The organism is Streptomyces sp. NPDC093598 (assembly GCF_044764825.1).
Lineage (GTDB): Bacteria > Actinomycetota > Actinomycetes > Streptomycetales > Streptomycetaceae > Streptomyces.
On the sequence record NZ_JBIWIV010000005.1, the window covers coordinates 39564 to 55226 of the forward strand.

Sequence of the window (15663 nt, forward strand, 5' to 3'; positions counted from 1 at the left end):
CCTCCGACTGGGGGGCGCCCCGCGCCCCCCATACCCACCACCCCCTGCCTCACCCCAAACCCAACCCCCCCCCCCCCCCCCGCCGGGGGGCGGCCCCCCCCCCCCGCCCCCCCCCCCCCCGCCACGTTCGTCTCACCCTCTTCGAGTAGCCGGTTCCCAACTCGCCCCACCTCTTGACGTGTTGATTGCCGTCCTAAAACATTCGGGAAGCTCGATTGATTCTGCGCGGTTCTGTTCGCTCTCGAAGGGAATCCATGTCCAGCAGACATCGCCACGCCCGGACGGCACTGGCGGTCACCGTCCCCCTGGCACTCGGCGCGGGTCTCATGACCGGGCCTCCCGCCGCTGCCGCCGACCCGCCGGCGAGTGCGGTCACGGTACGGATCGACCCGTCCTACCGGCAGCAGGAGTTCGAAGGGTGGGGGACGAGCCTCGTCTGGTTCGCCAACATCACCGGCCGCTACCCCGAACCCATCCGGCAGAAGCTCGCCGACATGCTGTTCGGCGAGGACGGGCTCCGCCTCAACATCGCGCGCTACAACATCGGCGGCGGCAATGCCCCCGACGTCCGCAAGGACTACATGAAGACCGGCGCGACGATGGACGGCTTCTGGAAGGCCCCCGCGGGCACCACCAGGGAGGACACCGACTGGTGGAACCCGGACGACCCCGGGCACTGGGACTGGTCCGCCGACGCGGGCCAGCGTTGGTGGGTGGACCGCGTCAAGAACAAGGTGACCCGCTGGGAGGCGTTCAGCAACTCGCCGCCCTGGTTCCAGACCGTCAGTGGCTACGTCTCCGGAGGCTTCGACGCCAACACCGACCAGATACGGGCGGACCGCGTCGACGACTTCGCCACCTACCTGGTCAAGGTGACCGAGCACCTGGAGAAGAAGCACCGCATCGACTTCGACACCATCGCCCCGCTCAACGAGCCCAACACCAACTACTGGGGCACCCAGATCGGCCCCGACGGACAGCCCACCGGCGGCCGCCAGGAGGGCGCCCACGCCGGCCCGGAACTCCAGCAGAAAGTCGTCCTGGCCCTGCAACGCGCACTGGAGAAGTCGAGGACCCGCGCCAAGATCTCCGCGATGGACGAGACGAACCCCAGCACCTTCGTCCGCAACTGGAACGCCTACGACAGCTCCGCCCGGGCCGCCGTCGACCAGCTCAACGTGCACACCTACGGCACCGGCATGCGCACCAGCGCCCGCGACAGCGCCAAGGCCGCGGACCGGCCGTTCTGGATGAGCGAGGTCGAGGGCACCTGGGGGACCGGCACCGACTTCACCGGCATGGAACCGGGGCTCGGCATCGCCACCCGGGTCGTCGACGACATCCGTGAACTGGAGCCCTCTGCCTGGGTGTTGTGGCAGCCGATCGAGGACTCGATCCCCCAGGCGCAGGCCGGCAAGAACTGGGGCAGCATCCACATCCCGTTCAACTGCACGGCCCAGGACACCGCGGAGACCTGCCCGATCAAGGCCAACACCAAGTTCCACACCCTGCGCAACTTCACCCACCACATCCGCCCCGGCGACCACTTCGTCAAGTCCGACGATCCCTCCGGCGTCGCCGCCGTACGCAAGTCCGGCCGCGGAGCGACCGTGGTACACGTCAACAACGGCACGACCCCGCGCGCGGTGACCCTGGACCTCTCGAAGTTCCGGCGGGTCGCCCCCGGCGCCACCGTGACGCCCGTGGTGACCAGCGCCGACGGCGCGCTCGTCCGTGGCACGCCCGTGCAGGTCGAGGACGACTCCGCCACCGTGAAGGTCCCCGCCAAATCGGTGACCACCCTGCTCGTCGACGGCGTGTCCGGCACCGCGAAGGACGCCGCGCTCGTCCAGCCCGGCCACGTCTACCGCCTCCAGGGCACCCAGAGCGGCAAGTCCCTGGCACCCTCCGCCGAGGGCGACGGCGTCGTCGTGCGCACGGCCGACCCGGCCGCCAAGTCCCAGCTCTGGTCCGTGAAGCAGCTCACCCGGGGCGACGGCAACCGTGAACGCTACGCCCTCCTCAACGCCGCCGACGGCAGGCGCCTCGCCGTGCGCGACAACGAGGCGGTACTCGAAGAAGGGGACACACCGGCCGCACAGTGGATCATGTCGACCACCGGTGACGGCAGTTGGACCTTCGTCAACGCCGCGACGGGCCGTCTTCTCGATGTCGTCGGCCAGTCGACGGCTGACGGTGCCCGCGTCTCGGCGTTCCTCCCGACCTCCAACGCCAACCAGCGCTGGGGCGTGACCGACGAGACGGTGCTCCGTACGCAACCGGCCAAGGCGTTCACCGTCCCCGGGCGCGCCCCCGAACTGCCCGGAAGGGTGACGCCCGTCTTCCGTGACGGTGCCCGGGGTGCGCTGCCGGTCGAGTGGACGCTGCCCTCCGAGTCGCGCTGGCGCAAACCCGGAACGGTACGGGTGAAGGGCCGGGCCACCGACGCTCTCGGGCGCACCGTGCCGGCCGAGGCGGTCGTCACCGTGGACACCGTCGCCTCCACGCTCCCCGGCCGCGCCAAGACCTACCCCGGCGGACGGCCCGAACTGCCCGCCACGGTCACCGGCGTGGGACGGCACGGCGGAACCGCCGACCTCCCGGTCACCTGGGACCCGGCTCCCGACGGCGCGTTCGACGACAACGGCGTGGTGACCCTGCGGGGCACCGCCCGGGTCCCCGGGGGAGACACGGCCGCGGCGACCGTACGCGTCCAGGTCACCACACCGCGGGAGACCAACTCCGCGCGCGAAGAGGGCGTGACGGTCGGCGCGACCTACACCGAGAGCGGGTACTCCGCCGAAGGCCTGCGCAACGGCACCACGTCCGAGAAGGCCTGGTCGAACTGGAGGTCCGGCACGAAGAACCCGTCCGACACCGTCACCTTCGCCCTGCCGGAGGCACGCGATCTGACCCGGGTCGTGACCCACTTCCACCGCGACGGCACCAACGTCAGCTTCGCGGAGTCCCTCAAGGTGCAGGTGCGCGGCGCCGACGGCACTTGGTCCGACGCGAGCGACCAGGTCGCCGTCGGCACCGAGGGCACGCCCGTGGCCGACGTTCCGGTGCGTGCGACCGGCCCGGCGACCGGCGTGCGCGTGGTCATGACGGCCCGCCCGGGCGGCTACATCACGCTCGGGGAGATCGAGGTCCTCGCCAAGGCGCCGGGTGCTTCCCCCGACGCGGCGGCCGCGTCGATCGACGTGGACGGTCAGTCCCTGAGCGGCTTCGACCCGGACCGGACCGGCTACCGGGTGGCGGTCGACCGCCCCGACCGGGCCAGGATCACGGCCACACCGCGTGACCCCTACGCGAAGGTGACGGTCCGCAGGGACGCGTCCGGGGGCGGGACTGCCCACGTCGTCTCCGTGACCAGCGAAGACGGCTCACAGACACGGGAGTACAGGATCGAGCTGACCCGCCGCTGACACACGAAAGCGCGGGGCCCGCACGCCCCGCGCTTTCGTCTTCCGGGATCAGACCGCCGGGGCCGGGTACGTCGGGTACTCCACGCCGGAGACGTGCTGCACGACGCGGATGACCTGGCACGAGTAACCGAACTCGTTGTCGTACCACAGGTAGAGGATCGCGTTGTCGCCGTCGACCTTGGTGGCGCCGGCGTCGACGATCGAGGCGTGGCGCGAGCCGATGAAGTCGCTGGAGACCGCGTCCGGAGCCGTGGTGAAGTCGATCTGGCGCTTGAGCGGCGAGGTCAGGGAGACGTCGCGGAGGTGGTCGAGGACCTCCTCGCGGGTGGTCTCACGGCCGAGGCGCAGGCTGAGGATCGCGATCGAGACGTCCGGGACCGGGACGCGGATCGAGCTGCCGGTGATCGGCGCCTTGAGGTCGGGCAGCGCCTTGGCGACGGCGGACGCGGCACCGGTCTCGGTGATGACCATGTTGAGCGGCGCGGACCGGCCGCGACGGTCGGCCTTGTGGTAGTTGTCCAGCAGGTTCTGGTCGTTGGTGAACGAGTGGACCGTCTCCACGTGGCCGCGCTGGACTCCGAACTCGTCGTCCATCGCCTTCAGGGGCGGCACGATCGCGTTCGTGGTGCAGGACGCGCAGGACAGGATCTGCTCGTCCGGCTTGATCGTGTCGTGGTTGACGCCGTGCACGATGTTCGGGACGTCGCCCTTGCCGGGCGCGGTCAGCACGACCTTGTCGATACCGGGGCGCAGGTGCTGGGACAGGCCCTCGCGGTCGCGCCACTTGCCGGTGTTGTCGATGAGGATGGCGTCCTTGATGCCGTACGCCGTGTAGTCGACCTCGGACGGGTCGTTGGCGTAGATCACCTTGATCGCGTTGCCGTTGGCGACGATCGTGCTGTTCGCCTCGTCGACGGTGATCGTGCCCTGGAACTGGCCGTGGATGGAATCGCGGCGCAGCAGCGAGGCGCGCTTGACGATGTCCTGCTCGCCGCCACCGCGCACGACGATGGCCCGCAGCCGCAGACCGTTGCCCGAGCCGGACTTCTCGATGAGCAGCCGGGCGACGAGCCGGCCGATGCGGCCGAAGCCGTAGAGGACGACGTCCCGGCCCTCGCGGCGCTCGATCTTGTTGGCGCCCGTGGCACCGGCGACGGCCTCGGCGGTGAACTCCGCGATCGACAGGCCGCGGTCGTCCTCGCGGTACGTCGCGGCGAGCATGCCGATGTCGATCTGGGACGGCCCGAGGTCGAGCTCGGAGAGCGTGCGCAGGAACGGCAGCGTCTCGGTGACGGAGAGCTCCGCCCCGGCGATCTGCCGGGCGAACCGGTGGGTCTTCAGAATGCTGACCACCGACTTGTTCACCAGGGAGCGGCTGTGCAGCAGGACCGTCACGTCCCGCTCCCGGTGCAGCTTCCCGATGATCGGGATCATCGACTCCGCGATCTCCTCGCGGTTCTTCCAGTTGGTGAACGAGTCGTCGTTGACAGTCACGAGTCCATCTTTCGAGCTAGGCGGCGCTCATATGTTAAACCGTCGATTTCCTGATCATGAACGGGGTGCCTCCGATGCGTTCCGCGGTCTCTCCGCGCGCCTCCGGGTGCAGGGCCTGAGACGATCGAAAGCGGATCTTCCGTGCGAAAGGGGTGCTCATGGACTACGACTCCGTCGCCGACGAGCTGTACGCCCTGCGCCCGGAGGAGTTCACCGCCGCCCGTGCCTCCGCCGTGGCCTCCGCCCGTACCGCCGGTGACCGGGAACTCGCCGAACGGATCCGTACCTTGCGCAAGCCCAGTCTCGCCGCCTGGGTCAGCAATCTGCTGGTCCGCAGCAGCCCCGGGGAGGTCGAGCCCCTGCTCCGCCTGGGGGAGGGGCTGCGGCAGGCCCACCAGGACCTGGACGGCGCACAGCTGCGCGAGCTGAGCCGTCGGCAGCACGCGCTCATCCGCGCCCTGTCCCTCCAGGCCCGGCAGCTCGCGAAGGAGGCCGGTCATCCGATCGGCGAGGCCGTGCAGCGCGAGGTCGAGAACACCCTGCACGCCGTCCTGGCCGACCCGGAGGCCGCCCGGGCCTGGGCGAGCGGCCGTCTGGCCAAGCCGCTGAACGCGGCCGTCGGCTTTCCCGCCGTCGCCGAGGGGTCCCGGCCGCAGCGCCCCGCCCCCGCTCCTGCCCCCTCCCGCCCGGGCGGGAAGGCGGACGAGCAGCAGCGGCGCCGGCTCGCCCAGGCCCGCAAGGACGCCGTAGCCGCCGAGCGCGAGCTGGGGCAGCTGCGGGAGGAGGCCGCGACCGCAGGGCAGGAAGCGGCGGAGGCGAAACGGCAGGTGGACGCTCTCCAGCGGCGTGTGGACGAACTCACGGAAGAGCTGGAACGCGCCAGGAACGAGCACCAGCAGGCCCGCTTCGCCGAGCGCACGGCCCGGGAGCGGGCGCGCACGGCAGACCGCCGGGTCCGCGAGGCGGGCCGCAAGGCCGCGACGGCCGCCGCCCGGCTCGAACGCCTGACCGCGCCGGATGCGTGACCGACAGGCCGGCACGGGACGGCGATGCGTGACGCCCGGCCGCCTGTCCGGGCGCAATCATGGCGACTGTGACGGACTTCACATGCCGCAAGTAAGCCGTCCCACAAAGCCTTACGCGCTCGACACCAAAATTGAACCGTTCGTTTTCTTGAACCATTCGTGTTTGTGTGGCTAGGTTGGCCGCATGACCGCATCCGGGAACCCGACCACCGCCGAGGAGCTGCGCGGTGCCGGCCTGAGGGTGACGGCCGCCCGCGTCGCGCTGCTCGAAGCCGTCCGGGACGGCGACCACCTCGGCGCCGAGACCATCGCCTCCGAGGTGCGCGGCCGCGTGGGCCACATCTCCGTCCAAGCCGTCTACGAGGGGCTGCACGCACTCACCGCGGCGGGACTCATACGTCGCCTCGACCCACCCGGCAGCCCGGCCCTCTACGAGGGTCGGGTCGGCGACAACCACCACCACCTCGTGTGCCGGTCGTGCGGAGCCGTCGCCGACGTCGACTGCGCGGTCGGCCACGCCCCCTGCCTCACCGCGTCCGACGACCGCGGCTTCGCCGTCGACGAGGCCGAGGTCATCTACTGGGGCCTGTGCCCCGCCTGCTCCACCGCCCGCAGTTCCTGAGCACGTGATCCACCGAGCGTTCCCGAGCACCTGATCCACCCGAGCGTTCCTAAGCACGTGATCCACCCGAGCACCGTGATCCACCCGTCCGGAAGGATTTCCATGACCGAGAACCACGACGCGATCGTCACCGACCCCAAGTCGGAGGAGGCGGGAGGCGGTTGCCCCGTGGCCCACGGCCGCGCTCTGCACCCGACCCAGGGGGGCGGCAACCGCCAGTGGTGGCCCGAGCGGCTCAACCTGAAGATCCTCGCCAAGAACCCCGAGGTGGCCAACCCCCTCGGTGAGGACTTCGACTACGCCGAGGCGTTCCAGGCCCTCGACCTCGCAGCCGTGAAGCGCGACATCGCCGAGGTGCTCACCACCTCGCAGGACTGGTGGCCGGCCGACTTCGGCAACTACGGCCCCCTGATGGTCCGTATGGCCTGGCACAGCGCCGGCACCTACCGCATCAGCGACGGCCGCGGCGGCGCCGGCGCCGGCCAGCAGCGGTTCGCCCCGCTCAACAGCTGGCCGGACAACGGCAACCTCGACAAGGCCCGCCGTCTGCTGTGGCCCGTGAAGAAGAAGTACGGTCAGAGCATCTCCTGGGCCGACCTCATGATCCTCACCGGCAACGTGGCGCTGGAGCAGATGGGCTTCAAGACCTTCGGCTTCGCCGGCGGTCGCGAGGACGTCTGGGAGCCCGAGGAGGACGTGTACTGGGGCCCCGAGACCACCTGGCTCGACGACAAGCGCTACACGGGCGACCGCGAGCTGGAGAACCCGCTCGGCGCCGTCCAGATGGGCCTCATCTACGTCAACCCCGAGGGCCCCAACGGCAACCCGGACCCGATCGCCGCGGCCCGCGACATCCGTGAGACGTTCCGCCGTATGGCGATGAACGACGAGGAGACCGTCGCCCTGATCGCCGGTGGCCACACCTTCGGCAAGACCCACGGTGCCGGCCCCGCCGACAACGTCGGCGCCGACCCCGAGGCCGCCTCCATGGAGGAGCAGGGCCTGGGCTGGCGCAGCACCTACGGCACGGGCAAGGGCGGCGACGCCATCACCTCCGGCCTGGAGGTCACCTGGACGAGCACGCCGACCCAGTGGAGCAACGGCTTCTTCAAGAACCTCTTCGAGTTCGAGTACGAGCTCGAGCAGAGCCCGGCCGGCGCCAACCAGTGGGTGGCCAAGGACGCCCCGGAGATCGTCCCGGACGCGCACGACTCCTCGAAGAAGCACCGTCCGAAGATGCTCACCACGGACCTGTCGCTGCGCTTCGACCCGATCTACGAGCCCATCTCCCGCCGGTTCTACGAGAACCCGGAGGAGTTCGCGGACGCCTTCGCCCGCGCCTGGTTCAAGCTGACCCACCGTGACATGGGCCCGAAGTCGCTGTACCTCGGCCCGGAGGTTCCGGCGGAGACCCTGGTGTGGCAGGACCCGCTGCCGGAGGCCGAGGGCGAGGCCATCGACGCCGGGGACATCGCCACCCTCAAGACCAAGCTCCTCGAGTCGGGTCTGTCCGTCTCGCAGCTCGTGTCCACCGCGTGGGCCTCGGCCTCCACCTTCCGCGGCAGCGACAAGCGCGGCGGTGCCAACGGCGCCCGTATCCGCCTCGAGCCGCAGCGCGGCTGGGAGGTCAACGAGCCCGACGAGCTCGCGCAGGTCCTGCGGGTCCTCGAAGGCATCCAGCAGGAGTTCAACTCCGGTGCCAAGAAGGTCTCGCTGGCCGACCTGATCGTCCTCGGCGGTTCCGCCGCCGTCGAGAAGGCCGCCAAGGAAGCCGGCTTCCAGGTGGAGGTCCCCTTCGCCGCCGGCCGTGTGGACGCCACGCAGGAGCAGACCGACGCCGAGTCGTTCGAGGCGCTCGAGCCGACCGCCGACGGGTTCCGCAACTACCACGGCAAGGGCAACCGCCTGCCGGCCGAGTTCCTGCTGCTCGACCGGGCGAACCTGCTCACCCTGAGCGCTCCCGAGATGACCGTCCTGGTCGGCGGCCTGCGGGTGCTGGGCGCCAACTACCAGCAGTCCCAGCTCGGCGCCTTCACCAGGACGCCCGGCTCGCTGACCAACGACTTCTTCGTCAACCTGCTCGACCTGGGCATCACGTGGAAGTCGACGACCGAGGACCAGACCACGTTCGAGGGCCGTGACGCCGCCACCGGCGAGGTCAAGTGGGCCGGCTCCCGCGCCGACCTGGTCTTCGGCTCGAACTCCGAGCTGCGCGCCCTCGCCGAGGTCTACGCGAGCGACGACGCGAAGGAGAAGTTCGTCAACGACTTCGTCGCGGCGTGGGTCAAGGTCATGAACCTGGACCGGTTCGACCTGGTCTGATCATCTGCGCATGACAGGACGCCCCGGGCCGGTCGGCCCGGGGCGTCCTGCGTTGCCTCGGGGAAGCGTTGCCTGAGGGATCGTCAAAAGCCGTTCAAGGTAAGAACATCACTTACCCAACTCTCACCATGAAAGGGCAAGGAACGCGACCGCGCCCGGGCCCGGGCATACGTTCGGGTCGTGAACACAGATTCCGCTGCCCACAGAGGCGCCGGCCGTGAACCGCACCCCTTCGCCGGTGCACGGCCCACCGGCGGTACCGTCCGCCGCACCCTCCTGCGCACCGCCCTGACCGGGGCCGCAGCGCTCGGCGCGGGCGTCGGCGCCGCCCGGCCGGCCACCGCCGCCACCCCGAGTCGGGACACACACCCCCGGCCCGGCACCCCCCGTGAAGCCTTGCAGGAGCTGGCCGCGGGCAACCGCCGCTGGCGCGCCTTCCGGGAACGCCACCCGCACGAAGACCCCGCCGTACGCCGCACGTTGGCCACCGGCCAGCACCCCTTCGCGGTGGTGCTCGGCTGCATCGACTCGCGCGTGCCCCCGGAACTGGTCTTCGACCAGGGCCTGGGAGACCTGATGACCGTGCGCACCGCCGGCGAGGTGCTGGACGAGGCCGTCCTCGGCAGCGTCGCCTACGGCGTCCTGGAGCTCGGCATACCCCTTGTCGTCGTCCTCGGACACCAGGCGTGCGGCGCGGTCCGTGCCGCCGTCGAGGCGGAGCGGTCCGGAACCACGCTGCCCGCCCACATGCAGTACCTCGTCGACCAGATAGGCCCGGCCATCGACCACGGCAAGGAGGGGGACGCCCGGATCGACGCGACCGTGAGCGCCAACGTCCGGCTCGTGCGCTCCCGGCTGGCCGCGGAACCCGAACTGGCCTCAAGGATCGGCACCGGCAAGCTGGCGATCGTCGGCGCCCGCTACGAACTGACCACCCAGGCGGTCCACCGCCTGGCCTGACCACCCGCCCGGTCCGCTGCACGAGACAGCGGACCGGGCCCGCTCCCTCACGCCCGCAGCGGGTTGTACCGCGCCGCCGCCATCAGGTACCAGGCGGTCGCCCCCGTGTGCCGGTACGGGTAGTAGCCGAAGCCGAATCCGGTGTCCAGCGGACTGCTCGCGGACACCACCCCGCAGCGCTCGGGCAGCGCCTTCCCACCGACGCTCTGGCCGTCGCCCAGCAGATCCTGGGCCTCCTCGGTGGACGCGATCAGACGCCTGGCGCGCGCCTCGTCGCCCCGCGCCCCCCGGTCGCGCAGGGCGAGCGCGAGGTGAGCCGTCCCCTCGAACCACACGCCGTTGCGGTCGGGCTTGGGCTGGCCGGCTGCGATCGGGGCGTCCTCGTTCGCGACGAGGCTCGCCGAGCTGAAGGTGACACCCTCGTACGACTGCCCCGTGGGCACCGTGCTGTTGACGCGTTCGGAGTGGTCCAGGACGGCCAGCTCGGACACGGCCCAGTCCAGCGAACGGGAGGAGCGGCCGGAGCCGAGCGCGAGGTGCGTCCAGGTCTGGGTGTCCTCCGGGATCGGGGACGTGTTGACCGTGACACCGTCGTTGGTGCCGGTATGGAAGAAGCCGCCGGACGGCTCCCACATCCGCCGCACGAAAGCCTCGGCCCGCCCACGCCGTTCCAGCCACACCCGGTCGCCGGTGAGCCGGGCGAGCCGGCCGAACAAGCAGATCAGGTCGGTGTTGTGCTCGGTCGAGGTGAACGGCAGCCTCTGATTCGCGCCGTCGACGCCGAACTTGTAGCCGCCGAGTGGCTCGTCGGTCCGGCCGGTCCGCTCGATCCACTCGCCGATCCGCACCGCACCGTCGAGGAAGCGGCGCGCTCCGGTGCGGCGGGCGAGGGCGCTGAGCGCGATGCCCGCCCAGGCCATGTCGCCCACGGCCGTGCCGGTGAAGCCGAACTGCGTACCGACGTTGGCGGTGCCGTCCGTCCGCACGAAGCCGTCGGGCTGGAGCGAGCCGTCGTAGAAGGTGTACGGCCCGACGTTGTAGGCCTGCCGGAGCCTGCCGTCGTCGTACGCCGGGTCGTGGCCCTGGGCGTAGAGCAGGGCGTTGCCCAGCGCCTTGGCCCTGGTCAGGCCGGCCGAGGTCCGGGCTGCGAGGTGGGCCAGGATCGCGAGGGCGTTGTCGTAGGTGAACGCGGTGCTGAACAGGCCGGCCTGGTCGGTGTAGCTCTGCGTCAGGCGGATGCTGCCGTGGTCGGGGTAGGCGTCCATGGCGGCGGCGAGAAAGGCGTGCCCCCGGGCCGGGGCCGATGCGGGGCGCGCACCGGCGGAACCGGCGGCGAAGGCCTGCCCCGAGCCGGCGGCGGTGAGCCCCGCGGCGCTGATGCCGAGTCCGGCACCGATGAGCGAACGCCGGCTGAGCGCCGGGCCTTGTCTGCCAGTCATGGATCTCCTTTGAGAGCGCTCTCAACCAGTGCGCGCTCATTGTGCTGGCGCTTCGGGGCCGGGTCAACGCTCTGTTCGCAAGGAGGAGTTGCAGGAGGAGAAGAACCGGGAGTGGATCACTCGCAGACGATCTCGTCACGCGGTGTGTAGTGCGTGCGGTACGGCTCCCGCTTCACTTCCCGCCCGTCGTTGTAGAACACCCGCTCCACGGTGACGTCGAACCCTTCGAGCGGTGTCTGCGGCACGCACTCCTTGTCATCGCTCACCTTCTTCTCCGGCTTCTTCACCTCGGTGCGCGGACCCGTGACCGACTTGATCTCGTCGTACTTGCGGGTGCCGAGGAAGGAGACGGTCACGGAGGTGTCCGTGGACTCGGCCTGGATGTAGATGGCCTTGCCGGAGTCGTTGGTGAACCGCAGATCCAGGCTGCCCCAGGCGACCGTCGCCTCGCGGCCCTCCGGGTAGCGCTCGATGTAGAACGAGTGCGCTCCGTGCTCCACGGGCTCGACCCCGGCGAAGAACAGCGCGTTGTACACGGTCGTCGCCACGGACGAGACCCCGCCGCCGGACGCCTTCGTGAACTTGTCGTCGAGGATGATGATGCCGTCCATGAAGCCGTTGGCCTCGGTGCGCTCCCCGACGGTCCGGTTGAAGCTCCAGGTCTCGTCCGGCATGACGACGGAGCCGTTGATGAGTTCCACCGCCCGGCCGATGTTCTTCGTGCGGTACTCGGCCCGTTCGAAGTGGACGGTGAAGGAGGACATCTTCTCCGTCAGCCCCAGCTCCACGGCGTTCTCGCGGGTCACCTCCGGCCGCGTCTCGCGCACCTCCACCTCGCCGCTGCGGGCGGCGCCCGACTTGCCGAGCAGCGGCAGCACGGCCTTGCCCAGCGCCTTGTCGGTGACCGACCGGCCCACCGTGGCATCCTCGGCCACCACGGCCTTGTCGCCCTCCGGTCGCAGCTTCGCGTTCTCGGCGGTCGAGGTGATGTCGTCCAGGGGACCGGACACCGAGGGCTCGGCGCGCAGCCCTTTCGCGTCGAGCTCCGGTCTCAGCTCACCGCTGCCGTCCGGCCGCATGCTCAGATGCTCGCCCAGGGCGTCCTGGCCTATCGGGAACCGCTCGCCGGCCGCGGTGAGCGTGACGGGCCCCGACATGGCCGGCTCCGCGAAGGTGCGCACCGCCCGCCGTACCTCGTCGGCCGTGACCTTCGGCCGGGTCTCGCGGGTGGGCAGGGCGGTGGCCGTACGGGTGTCGCCGCGCAGGAAGGAGTCGCGCAGGGGACCGACTGCGGCGTTCACGTTCAACGCGTACCCCGTCCGCGGTGCGACGGTCTTCACTCGCCCGTCGTCGAAGGCGACGCCGCCGTCCCTGACCTTCTGGTCGAGCCCGTCGGCCAGCTGCCCGAGGGCCGCCCGGGCCTTGCCCTCGTCTAGGCGGACGGCCGGTTCGATGTCGCCTCCCGAGCGGAAGAGGCCGCCGAACACGCTCAACGGATCGGCGCCGGTGCGCGCCGCGCGGTCGACGGTCTCCTGGACGTCGTAGGAGAGCCCCGCCTCCTTCGGATCGACCGTGCCCGTGCGGTCACCGACCTTCACGGCGAGGTCCCGCGCGCCGGCCGCGCCCAGGGCCCGTTCCAGCTTCCGCACTGCCTCCGCTCGGCTCAGCCCCCCGATCTCCACCCCGCGCACGGTCGTACCGGAGTCGATCTCCCCACCCGTGAGGAGCAACCCGGCGAGATACAGACCGCCGACTCCCACCGCCAGCGCGCCGCCGACCAGGGCGACGGACGGGAGAGAGGTGATGCGCGGGAGGGAGCCTGAACGGGGGCGCATGGGTCTCCTGAAAATCGATACGAGGGTGCACCCGAAGACGCGACGATGCGCGGGCAAACACACCAAGCTATGCATACATCGCGGGCAAACCGGTATGGCCCAGACCACTTATGCCCGAGATCATTCCGGAATCGGCCGACCAGGCCCGCCCGCCGGGCCCGGCCACAGAGTGGTAACGGCGAACAACGAACGGGTCGTCGACACGGTCTAGGCCACCATGAAGATCTCTTTCCTCCTTCACAACGCCTACGGAATCGGAGGCACGATCACCACCACGTTCAACCTGGCCGGGGCCCTGGCCGAGCGGCACGACGTGGAGATCGTCTCCGCGTTACGCCACCGGGAACACCCCAACCTGGTCCTCCATCCACGGGTACGGCTGCGAGCGCTGGTCGACCTGCGCAAGGAGTCGGACCATCCGCTGCACCAGAGACCGGCGAAGGTGTTCCCGCCGGCCGAGTACCGCCACCGTCAGTACAGCGAGCTGACCGATCAGCGCATCGGCGAGTGCCTCGAAGCCCTCGACGCCGACGTCGTCATCGGCACCCGCCCGGGCCTCAACGTGCACATCGCCCGCCAGGCCCCGCCCCACGTCCTGCGCGTCGGTCAGGAGCACCTCACGCTCGACAACCACTCGCCGCGGCTGCGCACCGCCCTGCGCCGCGCTTACCGCCGCCTCGACGTGATCACCACCGTCACGGAAGCGGACGCAGCCGCCTACCGGCGCAAGATGTGGCTGCCCGGCGTTCATGTCGAGGCCCTCCCGAACAGCGTCCCCGACCCCGTCCTGCCTCCCGCCGACAGCACCGCCAAGGTGGTGATCGCCGCGGGCCGCCTGGTTCCGGTCAAGCGCTACGACCTCCTGATCGAGGCCTTCGCCCAGGTCGCCGCCGCGCACCCGGACTGGCAGCTGCGCATCTACGGCAAGGGCGAGGAGCAGCCCAGGCTCCGGGAGCTCATCGAGCGGCTCGGCCTGTGGAACAACGTGTTCCTGATGGGGGCCGCCATCCCCATGGAGGCCGAATGGGCCAAGGGCTCGATCGGCGCGGCCGCGTCGAACTTCGAGCCGTTCGGTATGACCATCGTCGAGGCGATGCGCTGCGGGCTGCCCGTCGTCAGCACCGACTGCCCCTACGGCCCCGGCGAGATCATCGAGGACGGAACCGACGGCCGGCTCGTCCCGGTCGGGGACCGCGACGCACTCGCCGCGGCTCTGCTGGAACTTGTCGGCGACGACGAGCGCCGCCGCCGCATGAGCCGGGCCGCCCTGGATCGCGCGCACCGCTTCGCCCCGGGCCCCGTCGTGGCCCAGGCCGAACGCCTCCTGGAGACCGCCGCCGCGGCCAGGAGCACCGGCCGGACGGCGGCTCCGCAGGACCACAGCGCCCGGAGCGCCCTGGCCGGCCGGGGCCACGCCGCCCGCGACGCCGCCCATGCCGCTGCCTCCGGTGTACTGCGCACGATACGGAAGGGACGCCGATGAGAACGCCGCAGGACAAGACGACCAGCACGCACGAGGGCATGACACCGGGCACGCCGGAAGGCACGCCGACGAGCTCGCGGGACGACACCCCCGACACGCATCTGCGTGCCGACTGCGCGATCGACACGGACGGGCGGATCACCTTCCGGCTGCCGCCGATCCCGGCCGCACACCCCCGGCTGCTCCTGCGGCTGCGGCCCGAGAAGGGCCGGCCCGAGACGACCCGCCACGTCCTCGACCTGGAGCCCGGCGGGTCCGACGGTCGCCCGCACGCGGTACTGGAATCGCATCCGGCCCTCGACGAGGGCCGCTGGGACGTGTACCTCCTGCCGGAACCCGGAGCCGAACGCCGGCGGCTGCGCCCCGGTCTGCGGGACCTGCGCGTTCTCCTCGACGGGCACCTGCGCGACCGCCCCTCGCCGGTCGAGGTCAGGATCCCGTACGTCACGAAGGACGGCTTCCTCGCCCTCAGGGCGTGGCGGCGCACCGCCCACGCGGAAGCCCGCACCATCGACGTCACGGACCGGGCTGTCACGGTCACGGCCCGCCTGCACGGTGCCGACCTCCACGAGGACGCCACCGTGCGCCTGCGCCTGCGGGGCACCGACACCGTACGAACCCTCCGCCCCCGGATCGACGACGACGGCAGGGGCTTCTCCTTCACCGCCGGTCCCGGTGCCCTGGCGGACGAGGGTGGGGGAGCGGCCCGGATCTGGGACGTCTTCGTCCGGCCCACCGCCGGCGCGCCGCCGATCAGGGTCGGCCGGCTGCTCGACGACGTGGCGGATCGCAAGCACGTGTACGTCTACCCGGCGATCGAGGCGGACGGATCCACCCTGTGCCCTTACTACACCGTCGACAACGACCTCGCGATGGAGGTGACGTAAGCCCGATTCGCCGATATGCCCGAAATGAAAATTCCTGGAGTTTCGGGTGGCCGTTTCGGTGATGCGCAGCGACAGCGATGTGTGGATGTTGTGCGAAGCGGCGGCAAAAGGGGGGCAGGGGGCCCGTTCTCAACAGCCACACATCAGCCAGGGACTTGCGGCCAAAAC

10 protein-coding genes are annotated in these 15663 nt (G+C 70.8%); 7 read left to right on the top strand and 3 right to left on the bottom strand.

Annotated elements, in window-relative coordinates; genetic code table 11:
• The first annotated feature begins 254 nt into the window (after nucleotides 1-254).
• Nucleotides 255-3428 carry an RICIN domain-containing protein gene (locus ACIRDU_RS18800; RefSeq protein WP_403580747.1) on the top strand — a complete coding sequence of 1058 codons (3174 nt, stop codon included), beginning with the start codon at nucleotides 255-257 and terminating at the stop codon, nucleotides 3426-3428.
• Nucleotides 3429-3476: 48 nt separating this feature from the next.
• Here the strand turns inward: ACIRDU_RS18800 and ACIRDU_RS18805 are convergent, their stop codons facing one another.
• Nucleotides 3477-4922 (bottom strand): glyceraldehyde-3-phosphate dehydrogenase, encoded by a 1446-nt coding sequence (locus ACIRDU_RS18805; protein ID WP_403580750.1) that lies wholly within the window; start codon nucleotides 4920-4922, stop codon nucleotides 3477-3479.
• 158 nt (nucleotides 4923-5080) lie between these two features.
• On the opposite strand from ACIRDU_RS18805, the gene ACIRDU_RS18810 reads away from it, so the two are divergent.
• From ACIRDU_RS18810 to ACIRDU_RS18825, 4 genes are all read left to right on the top strand, one after another.
• Entirely contained in the window at nucleotides 5081-5947 is an 867-nt protein-coding gene (locus tag ACIRDU_RS18810; protein WP_403580753.1) for a hypothetical protein, read from the top strand.
• A 184-nt stretch (nucleotides 5948-6131) separates the two neighbouring features.
• Nucleotides 6132-6569, top strand: coding sequence for a transcriptional repressor (locus ACIRDU_RS18815; RefSeq protein ID WP_391210647.1), 438 nt, complete (start codon nucleotides 6132-6134; stop codon nucleotides 6567-6569).
• Between the two features lie 102 nt (nucleotides 6570-6671).
• A complete protein-coding gene (gene katG, locus ACIRDU_RS18820; protein ID WP_403580756.1) occupies nucleotides 6672-8891 on the top strand; it encodes a catalase/peroxidase HPI in 2220 nt (739 codons plus the stop codon).
• 180 nt (nucleotides 8892-9071) lie between these two features.
• A complete protein-coding gene (locus ACIRDU_RS18825; RefSeq protein WP_403580759.1) occupies nucleotides 9072-9851 on the top strand; it encodes a carbonic anhydrase in 780 nt (259 codons plus the stop codon).
• Between the two features lie 47 nt (nucleotides 9852-9898).
• Here ACIRDU_RS18825 and ACIRDU_RS18830 read toward each other — a convergent pair whose 3' ends face one another.
• Complete coding sequence (locus ACIRDU_RS18830; RefSeq protein ID WP_403580762.1) at nucleotides 9899-11290, bottom strand: Tat pathway signal sequence domain protein; 1392 nt, start codon at nucleotides 11288-11290, stop codon at nucleotides 9899-9901.
• A 116-nt stretch (nucleotides 11291-11406) separates the two neighbouring features.
• Nucleotides 11407-13125, bottom strand: coding sequence for a VanW family protein (locus tag ACIRDU_RS18835; protein ID WP_403580765.1), 1719 nt, complete (start codon nucleotides 13123-13125; stop codon nucleotides 11407-11409).
• 217 nt (nucleotides 13126-13342) lie between these two features.
• On the opposite strand from ACIRDU_RS18835, the gene ACIRDU_RS18840 reads away from it, so the two are divergent.
• Both ACIRDU_RS18840 and ACIRDU_RS18845 read left to right on the top strand, forming a co-directional pair.
• The gene (locus tag ACIRDU_RS18840; protein ID WP_403580768.1) at nucleotides 13343-14608 is read left to right on the top strand and encodes a glycosyltransferase family 4 protein; all 1266 of its coding nucleotides are present in this window, start codon (nucleotides 13343-13345) and stop codon (nucleotides 14606-14608) included.
• A gap of 38 nt (nucleotides 14609-14646) precedes the next feature.
• Complete coding sequence (locus ACIRDU_RS18845) at nucleotides 14647-15495, top strand: transferase (RefSeq protein WP_403581245.1); 849 nt, start codon at nucleotides 14647-14649, stop codon at nucleotides 15493-15495.
• Nucleotides 15496-15663 lie beyond the last annotated feature (168 nt).

What these genes read in the sequence shown, in the direction of transcription:
- ACIRDU_RS18800 (WP_403580747.1), top strand. Translation starts at nt 255, where the DNA reads ATGTCCAGCAGACATCGCCACGCCCGGACGGCACTGGCGGTCACCGTC.
- ACIRDU_RS18810 (WP_403580753.1), top strand. Translation starts at nt 5,081, where the DNA reads ATGGACTACGACTCCGTCGCCGACGAGCTGTACGCCCTGCGCCCGGAG.
- ACIRDU_RS18815 (WP_391210647.1), top strand. Translation starts at nt 6,132, where the DNA reads ATGACCGCATCCGGGAACCCGACCACCGCCGAGGAGCTGCGCGGTGCC.
- katG (WP_403580756.1), top strand. Translation starts at nt 6,672, where the DNA reads ATGACCGAGAACCACGACGCGATCGTCACCGACCCCAAGTCGGAGGAG.
- ACIRDU_RS18830 (WP_403580762.1), bottom strand. Translation starts at nt 11,290, where the DNA reads ATGACTGGCAGACAAGGCCCGGCGCTCAGCCGGCGTTCGCTCATCGGT.
- ACIRDU_RS18835 (WP_403580765.1), bottom strand. Translation starts at nt 13,125, where the DNA reads ATGCGCCCCCGTTCAGGCTCCCTCCCGCGCATCACCTCTCTCCCGTCC.
- ACIRDU_RS18840 (WP_403580768.1), top strand. Translation starts at nt 13,343, where the DNA reads ATGAAGATCTCTTTCCTCCTTCACAACGCCTACGGAATCGGAGGCACG.
- ACIRDU_RS18845 (WP_403581245.1), top strand. Translation starts at nt 14,647, where the DNA reads ATGACACCGGGCACGCCGGAAGGCACGCCGACGAGCTCGCGGGACGAC.